The organism is Microvirga splendida (assembly GCF_016427565.1).
GTDB lineage: Bacteria > Pseudomonadota > Alphaproteobacteria > Rhizobiales > Beijerinckiaceae > Microvirga > Microvirga splendida.
The window spans coordinates 148891-155234 of the sequence record NZ_JAELXT010000009.1; the positions used below are offsets into that span (position 1 = coordinate 148891).

The window sequence follows — 6344 nt, forward strand, 5'->3', positions numbered from 1 at the left end:
GTGTGCAGGGCCTATGGACGACCTCGGCTGCGCTCCCTACAAGTTCTGGATCTTCCCCATCATCGCTGAGGAGCGCGGACCGCCGTGGAGTTGCCCATTGTCCTGTCGGTGATCGCCGTACTGCTGGTGGTGATCAGCCTGGCACAGCCACTCGCAGGCCTCGTCCGGCTGCCCTTCAGCGTGCTCCTGGCGGTGATCGGCATCGTAATCGGGGCTGCCGCCTCGTTCCTCTGGTACACGGAATTCACCGACGCCTTCAACGACGTGGCCCGTGCCGTCATGGACTTCCCGGTGGGCTCCACAGTCTTCCTTTACGTGTTCCTGCCCACCCTGCTGTTCCAGACAGCGCTGACCCTGGACGTCAGGCGCATGGCTCCCGACTGGGTGCCGATCCTCGTCCTGGCCGTGCTCGCCGTTCTCATCGCAACCGCGATCATCGGCTATGCCCTGGTGCCCTTCGCCGGACAGCCGCTGATCGTCTGTCTCCTGCTCGGCGCCATCGTGGCAACCACCGATCCGATCGCGGTGGTCGGCATCTTCCGTGACATCGGAGCACCCGCGCGCCTCGGGCGGCTGGTCGAGGGCGAGAGCCTGCTGAACGACGCAGCGGCGATCACCCTGTTCAGCGTCTTCCTCGCCGTGCTGGCTGCTGGTCAGTCGCTCAGCCTGATGGATGCCAGCCTCAGCTTCGCCCGCACCCTCGTCGTCGGCGCTCTCGTGGGCTATGTCGGCGCCCGCATGGCGGCTTGGCTCATCGGCTCCATCCCAGATCATCGGGCAGCCAAGGTCTCGATCAGCTTCGCCTTGCCCTACCTCGTGTACATCGTTGCCGAGCAGGGTCTCGGCGTCTCGGGCGTGATCGGCGTTGTGGTTGCCGGCATGACCCTCAATCTGCTTGGCCCTGCCCGTGCCTCACCCGATGGCTGGAGCTATCTCACTGGGATCTGGGAGCAGGTTGCCTTCTGGGCCAGCTCCCTGGTGTTCGTGTTGGCAGCCATCCTCGTGCCGCGACTGCTGGAGGACCTTACCTGGCTCGACCTTGCCCTCATTCTGGTCGTTGTGGCTGCGGCCCTGCTGGCGCGGATCGTGGTCCTGTTCGGCGTGCTCCCGCTGCTCACGACATTGCGGCTTTCCCCGCCCGTCAGCCGGTCCTACCGTCTCGTGATCCTCTGGGGCGGGCTCCGGGGCGCGGTGACCCTGGCTCTGGCTCTCGCGGTGACGGAAAACCCTCTCCTGTCGGCGGAGGTGCATCGCTTCGTGGCGATCCTCGCGACCGGCTTCGTGCTGTTCACCCTGCTCATCCAGGGCACCACCATGCGCTGGCTGATCCAGGGGCTTGGCCTCGACCGTCTGTCGTCTCGTGACCTGGCGCTCCGCGGACAGGTGCTGGCCGTAGCGCTGGAGAACGTTCGGGAAGCTGTCGAGAGGGTTGCCGAACTGTACAAGGTCGGATCGGCCACGGCGCTCGCCGAGGCCCGCCGCTATGCCGAGCAGATCGATGCGGCCGCTGCGCGGACGGAGCAGGGGCAGGGTCTCTCCGATCTGGAGCGGCTGTCCCTGGGCCTCGTCACGCTGGCCGGGCGGGAGCGGGCTGTCGTCCTGGAGCATTACCGGGCCCGCATCGTCTCGGCGGCGCTCGTCCAGCCGCTGCTGGCCCAGGCCGAACTGCTCCTCGACAAGGCCAGGGCTGGCGGTCGGACGGAGTTTCAGCGCGCCGCGCGGCAGACGCTAGCCTTCGACTGGCGCTTCGGCGTTGCCCAGTTCCTTCACCGGCGGCTTGGTATCGGCGCTTCCCTGGAGCGGCTCCTCGCCCGCCGTTTCGAGACGCTGTTCGCGACGCGGATCATCGTTGAGGAGCTGGCTCCGTTCGTTGACCGCAAGATCGTGCCCATTCTCGGCACGCGTGTGGGCGAGGTCCTGGGTGAGATTCTGGAGCGGCGGCGGGAGGCGATCGATGGTGCCCTTGAGGCTCTGCGCCTCCAGTACCCAAGCTACGCCGAGGCCTTGGAGCGTCGCCTGTTGCGCAAGACCGCCCTTCGGCAGGAGGAGCTCGAATACGACGTGCTGCTGGCCGACGGGCTGATCGGGCCTGAGCTCCACGCCAACCTTCGCCGCTCGATCGAGGAGGAGCGCCGCAAGGCCGAGATCCAGCCCCGGCTCGACCTTGCGCTGAACGCGCCGGAACTCCTGGCACAACTGCCTCTGTTCTCTGAGTTTACGCAGGAGCAACTCGCAGTTCTCGCCAAGCGGCTGCGCCCGATCTTCGCCACCCCCGGCGAGCGCCTGATCCGCCGCGGCGACCCAGGGGATGCCGTTTACTTCGTCGCCTCGGGTGCGGTCGAGGTGAGCATCCCGGGGCACAAGGTCCGGCTGGGCCGTGGCGACTTCGTTGGCGAGATCGCCCTGCTCACCGGGAGGCCTCGGCAGTCGGACGTGCATGCGATCGGCTACTGCTTCCTGCTCCGTCTGGACGTGCGCGACTTCAAGGCCTTTCTCGTGCAGCACCCGGCCATCCGGCGACACATCGAGGAGGTGGCAGCCCGGCGGCTGGCGGCCAACGAGGATGCCGTTCGCTCTCCCGCGACATCCTAGTCCCGGGCAGGTACGTAAGTAGCAGCAGCACCTTCCAGCGGGTTCCCCGTTGGACTCCCAAGATCATTGCCGGAGACCAGAATGCGGATTCCTCCCGAACTGCGGATATTCAAGCACGGCTGGATCTATCTTCTCGGCCTGCTGATCACGACGGCTGCGCTCCTGACCTGGTACCATCTCGACCCGTCGACCCCGCAGCTCGCCTTGCGGTAGGGGACACTGAGCCCCTGCCCGCGATCCGGCTCCTCACTCCGGCTGCACGATCCGTTGCGGACGGCCGGGGCTGACGAACGAATACGTCGCATTACCCTGGGTGCCGATCATGACCGCTTCGATCACGGGCTCGGTGATCGGACCGTCCGCTGCCCACTCGACCATGAAGTTGGCGCCCGTTCCCGCCCGACGGTCCTCCCGGGCGACGAACATCTCGATGGTGCCGAGCGGCCTGAGAGCAACAGGCTCCTCCAGATAGCCCTGGATAAGCTCTCCATCGGTGTCGTGGTAGTCCACCCGCTCCAGCAGTAGGGGCCTCTCCCGCGAGGTGTTGTGGATGCTCAGTGTCGTCGCGAGGTCGATGCGGGAGCGTCCGCTCATGATGCGGATGGCCGGATAAGCCGGAACGTAAACGGTGCGGCGTACCTGGGAATTGGCCGGATAGGTCTCTGCGAGGGACGTCTGGAAGAGATGGATCGGATCGGCGCTCAGCTCATAGACGGACCCGGATCGCATCTCCGCCAGTGCCATCCTGCCCTGCTCGCGGACTTGGATGATCTGGACGGGATGGCGGCCCATGCTCCAGAGAAGTAGGCTTATCCCGAGGAAGAGCAGGGCAATGACCTCAAACCTGCGCCTGTCCATCACAACCTCCCTGGTTCCGAGCGGTCCTCCGGCCATGCTCCTTGGAGCCGATGATCGATCTCAACGACCTTACTCCACTGCGTAGAGCAGGACGAGGCCTCCGGCGAAGAGAACCATCACCGCAAGCGAGTCCCAGCCCATCTTCATCACGGTCGGGTTGCGCCGTTCAAGCAGTCCGATCAGGAACACCCCGGTCAGTATGGCGCCCAGCAGGGCGGAGGTGGTCTCGAAGCGGGAGAGTTCGTTGATCACGGGCCCGCCGGTGAAGACCGCATCGGCCAGAAGTATAAGCGACAGGTTGATGAAGTTCGTGCCCAGCACCTGCCCGAAGGCCATCTCGTAGCGTCTGAGCCGGAGGGCGGTGGTGATCGAACTCAGCTCCGGCAGGGATGTCGCGAGCCCGATGAGCGCGAACCCGACCATGCCCGTGCCGATCCCGGTCTGCTCCGCCAAGGCATCGCCTGTCTGGGACAGGGCGTAGCCGGCAACGAAGATGACGGCACCCGCCGCGGCGCTCCTGATTGCGAGGGAGCGCACGGAGGTTTCATCAGTGTCATCCTCGCCTTCGTCAGCCATGTCCGGATCGACGTTCTTCACGACCCAGGGGGCACGGTCATTGTACCCGACGGACAGCCAGAAGGACCCGATGCTCAACGCGCAGAGCACGACCGACCAGATGCCGATGCCCAGCACAGGTACGTCCGTGACCGTGATGGCGGCGGCAACGGCGATGAGCACCAACATGCACAGGGTGGCCATCATCAACGTGATGGGACGCGCGATGGCCGAGGTCACGGCCTCCCGGCCGATGAAGGCATCGGCCACGGCGAGCAGGAGGACGTTGATCGCCGCGCTGCCGAGGAGGTTGTTGATTGCCAGAGCGGGATTGCCGGTCCAAGACGACGTCAACGTGTTGGCGATCTCGGGGAGAGAGGTGATGCCGCCGAGAAACAGCATGCCCACGAAAGCCTGCCCCCAGCCTGTCTTGCGCGAGATGTTATCCAGATAATGGGTCAGGCGCGTGCCGGCACCCCAGACGAGCACGGCTGCCACGAGGAAGATCGCGACGTTGACCCAGACGGGATAGTCATGCGCATTGGACAAAGGCAATCGGCACTATCTCCATTGGTAGCTCCAAACCAGGACAACGAACCTTGGCGATCTCTCTGGCTGGCAGCGCCGGGAAAACCGCCCGACATCAGTCAACAGGTTGGTGAGCCAATCAGGCTGAAGATCGGGTGTAAGGTGTCTCGGGCGAAGGGCAAGGTCCGCGAATGGCACATTCCGGAAGTAAGACAATGGTCAGCACATGCACCTAAACCGGACCAATTTCGAGCGCATATATCAAAGGCCTCGCACAAAAATAAGCATGGAATATCCCCATTCCTTCGGCACGAGGCTGGGTTGACGACGGATCCTCTATTTCTTCTGCCGAAATTCACAATCAGGTTTGTGGCCTATGACTTCTGCAATGAAGTGGCCTTGAGCTCTAGCACTCGGTTTCAGGTGACCGCAGAGCGGGTAAGCCGGAAGCAGAGGGCCATCGACGCCTGAGGACATGTAGCCACTGCCTTGACCCTGCCGAAAACTTGACCACTCCAAGCTCCTGCGGCACCATTCTAGGGTCGCCTTCTTGGCTTCAAGCTCACTGAGACGATCTATGACGTGACAGAACAGCTCACTGTTCCCAGGATCGCTCTCGGCCAGCTTCCTTATCTGCTCTGAAATTCGCTCAAGCCAAGTTCTCCATGAACAATAGGATAATCCACTGTGCGAAAGCCACTACGTCGGCCCAGGCTGCTTCCAGGGGACGTAAGAAACATAGTTGAGGGTGAGGAAGAGCAAGGACAGCGACCTCTGCGCGGCGATGCGCAGTTCCTCAGGTTCCTTCGTCGGACCATCGTACACGAGCAGGCAGCTCAATCCCGTCTGATCTGCCTTGGTTTCAGCCCACATCAGCTCGATGTTGATCGAGCCGGGCGTGTGTATCACTACATAGCCGCCGATCTTGTGCGAGGCCGGTACGTTCAGTGTGATCTTCTTCTCCTTGGCCTCTTCCTTGAGTTCGACGTCACCGTGGCCAGGACTATGCCCCCGAATGCTGGGGCGAGGCCCTTTGAAGATGCCTTTTAAGGCAAAGCGGGAAGGCTGGGTAACAGGGATCAGTTCGATCAAGCGACGCGCGTCGTTCCGAAGGAAGGTTGAGCCATCGGCGACAAGCCGATCAAGGATCGCATTGGCTTCCAGGCGGGTCTGCACGTTCATCTCTTACTCCTTCATGACCGAGCCATTGTCATCACCTGCTCCCCGAGGTCCCGCCTGTTCACGGGATGCCAACTGCTCTATCCCCATGATGCCCTATCGCAGATCATTTCAAGCTTCGTTCACCGGCAAAGGCAGCTTTCGAGATAGTCCAGAACGTCTCTGAGGCCTGCACTCGACCGCATCAGTTCAATGGGACAGCTGGTCAGAGCTATATTGTAGCTTCTCAGCCAAGAGATCGTCGTGGCTGAATCACTACCAGCCAGCGTATCAAGCGAGTGATATACCCGGAGAAAGAGAGCCGCCGTTTCAGACACATTCTGGTAGCCCTTCGGAGGACAGTCATCGTTCTTCCGATCGGATCTGCCGATGATCGTCGCAAGTTCCTGTTCCGATATCTGGAGCCGATAGGCCGCTTGAGTTGCAGCCTGAAACAAAAGGACCCTGCCGTGCGGGCCCTCAGACTTGTCGGTGCTCATCTTCGTTTCTCAGGAGTCCGTCTTGAGTCGTCGCACTGGTGTCTTGTGCTTCGTCTGTTGGCAACCTCATTGGCCACTAGAGCATCGGACTGAAAGACAGATTCAAGAGGTTTCAGCCTGGGCTGGAGTGTGATTCTCTTCTGAGAACAGGAG

At 62.5% G+C, this 6344-nt stretch carries 6 protein-coding genes; 2 read left to right on the forward strand and 4 right to left on the reverse strand.

Translation table 11 applies throughout. The features are described 5' to 3' along the window. Window positions 1-84: 84 nt before the first annotated feature. Window positions 85-2592: a cation:proton antiporter gene (locus JAO75_RS11505; protein WP_199049280.1), complete on the forward strand. Its 2508-nt coding sequence runs from the start codon at window positions 85-87 to the stop codon at window positions 2590-2592. 81 nt (window positions 2593-2673) lie between these two features. Continuing rightward, window positions 2674-2805: a hypothetical protein gene (locus JAO75_RS25200; RefSeq protein WP_281433511.1), complete on the forward strand. Its 132-nt coding sequence runs from the start codon at window positions 2674-2676 to the stop codon at window positions 2803-2805. Between the two features lie 33 nt (window positions 2806-2838). On the opposite strand, the gene JAO75_RS11510 is transcribed toward JAO75_RS25200, so the two are convergent. From JAO75_RS11510 to JAO75_RS25470, 4 genes are all read right to left on the reverse strand, one after another. Continuing rightward, on the reverse strand, window positions 2839-3450 hold the full coding sequence (locus JAO75_RS11510; protein ID WP_199049281.1) for a DUF3124 domain-containing protein: 612 nt from the start codon (window positions 3448-3450) through the stop codon (window positions 2839-2841). Window positions 3451-3519: 69 nt separating this feature from the next. Then, entirely contained in the window at window positions 3520-4560 is a 1041-nt protein-coding gene (locus JAO75_RS11515) for a sodium:calcium antiporter (protein WP_199049282.1), read from the reverse strand. Between the two features lie 672 nt (window positions 4561-5232). Beyond that, on the reverse strand, window positions 5233-5715 hold the full coding sequence (locus JAO75_RS11520; RefSeq protein WP_199049283.1) for a hypothetical protein: 483 nt from the start codon (window positions 5713-5715) through the stop codon (window positions 5233-5235). Window positions 5716-5834: 119 nt separating this feature from the next. Then, a complete protein-coding gene (locus JAO75_RS25470; protein ID WP_199049284.1) occupies window positions 5835-6191 on the reverse strand; it encodes an antitoxin Xre/MbcA/ParS toxin-binding domain-containing protein in 357 nt (118 codons plus the stop codon). Window positions 6192-6344 lie beyond the last annotated feature (153 nt).

Bases quoted from the DNA above. Each gene is read 5' to 3' on its own strand.
- JAO75_RS25200 (WP_281433511.1), top strand. From the start codon at position 2,674: ATGCGGATTCCTCCCGAACTGCGGATATTCAAGCACGGCTGGATCTAT.
- JAO75_RS11510 (WP_199049281.1), bottom strand. From the start codon at position 3,450: ATGGACAGGCGCAGGTTTGAGGTCATTGCCCTGCTCTTCCTCGGGATA.
- JAO75_RS11520 (WP_199049283.1), bottom strand. From the start codon at position 5,715: ATGAACGTGCAGACCCGCCTGGAAGCCAATGCGATCCTTGATCGGCTT.
- JAO75_RS25470 (WP_199049284.1), bottom strand. From the start codon at position 6,191: ATGAGCACCGACAAGTCTGAGGGCCCGCACGGCAGGGTCCTTTTGTTT.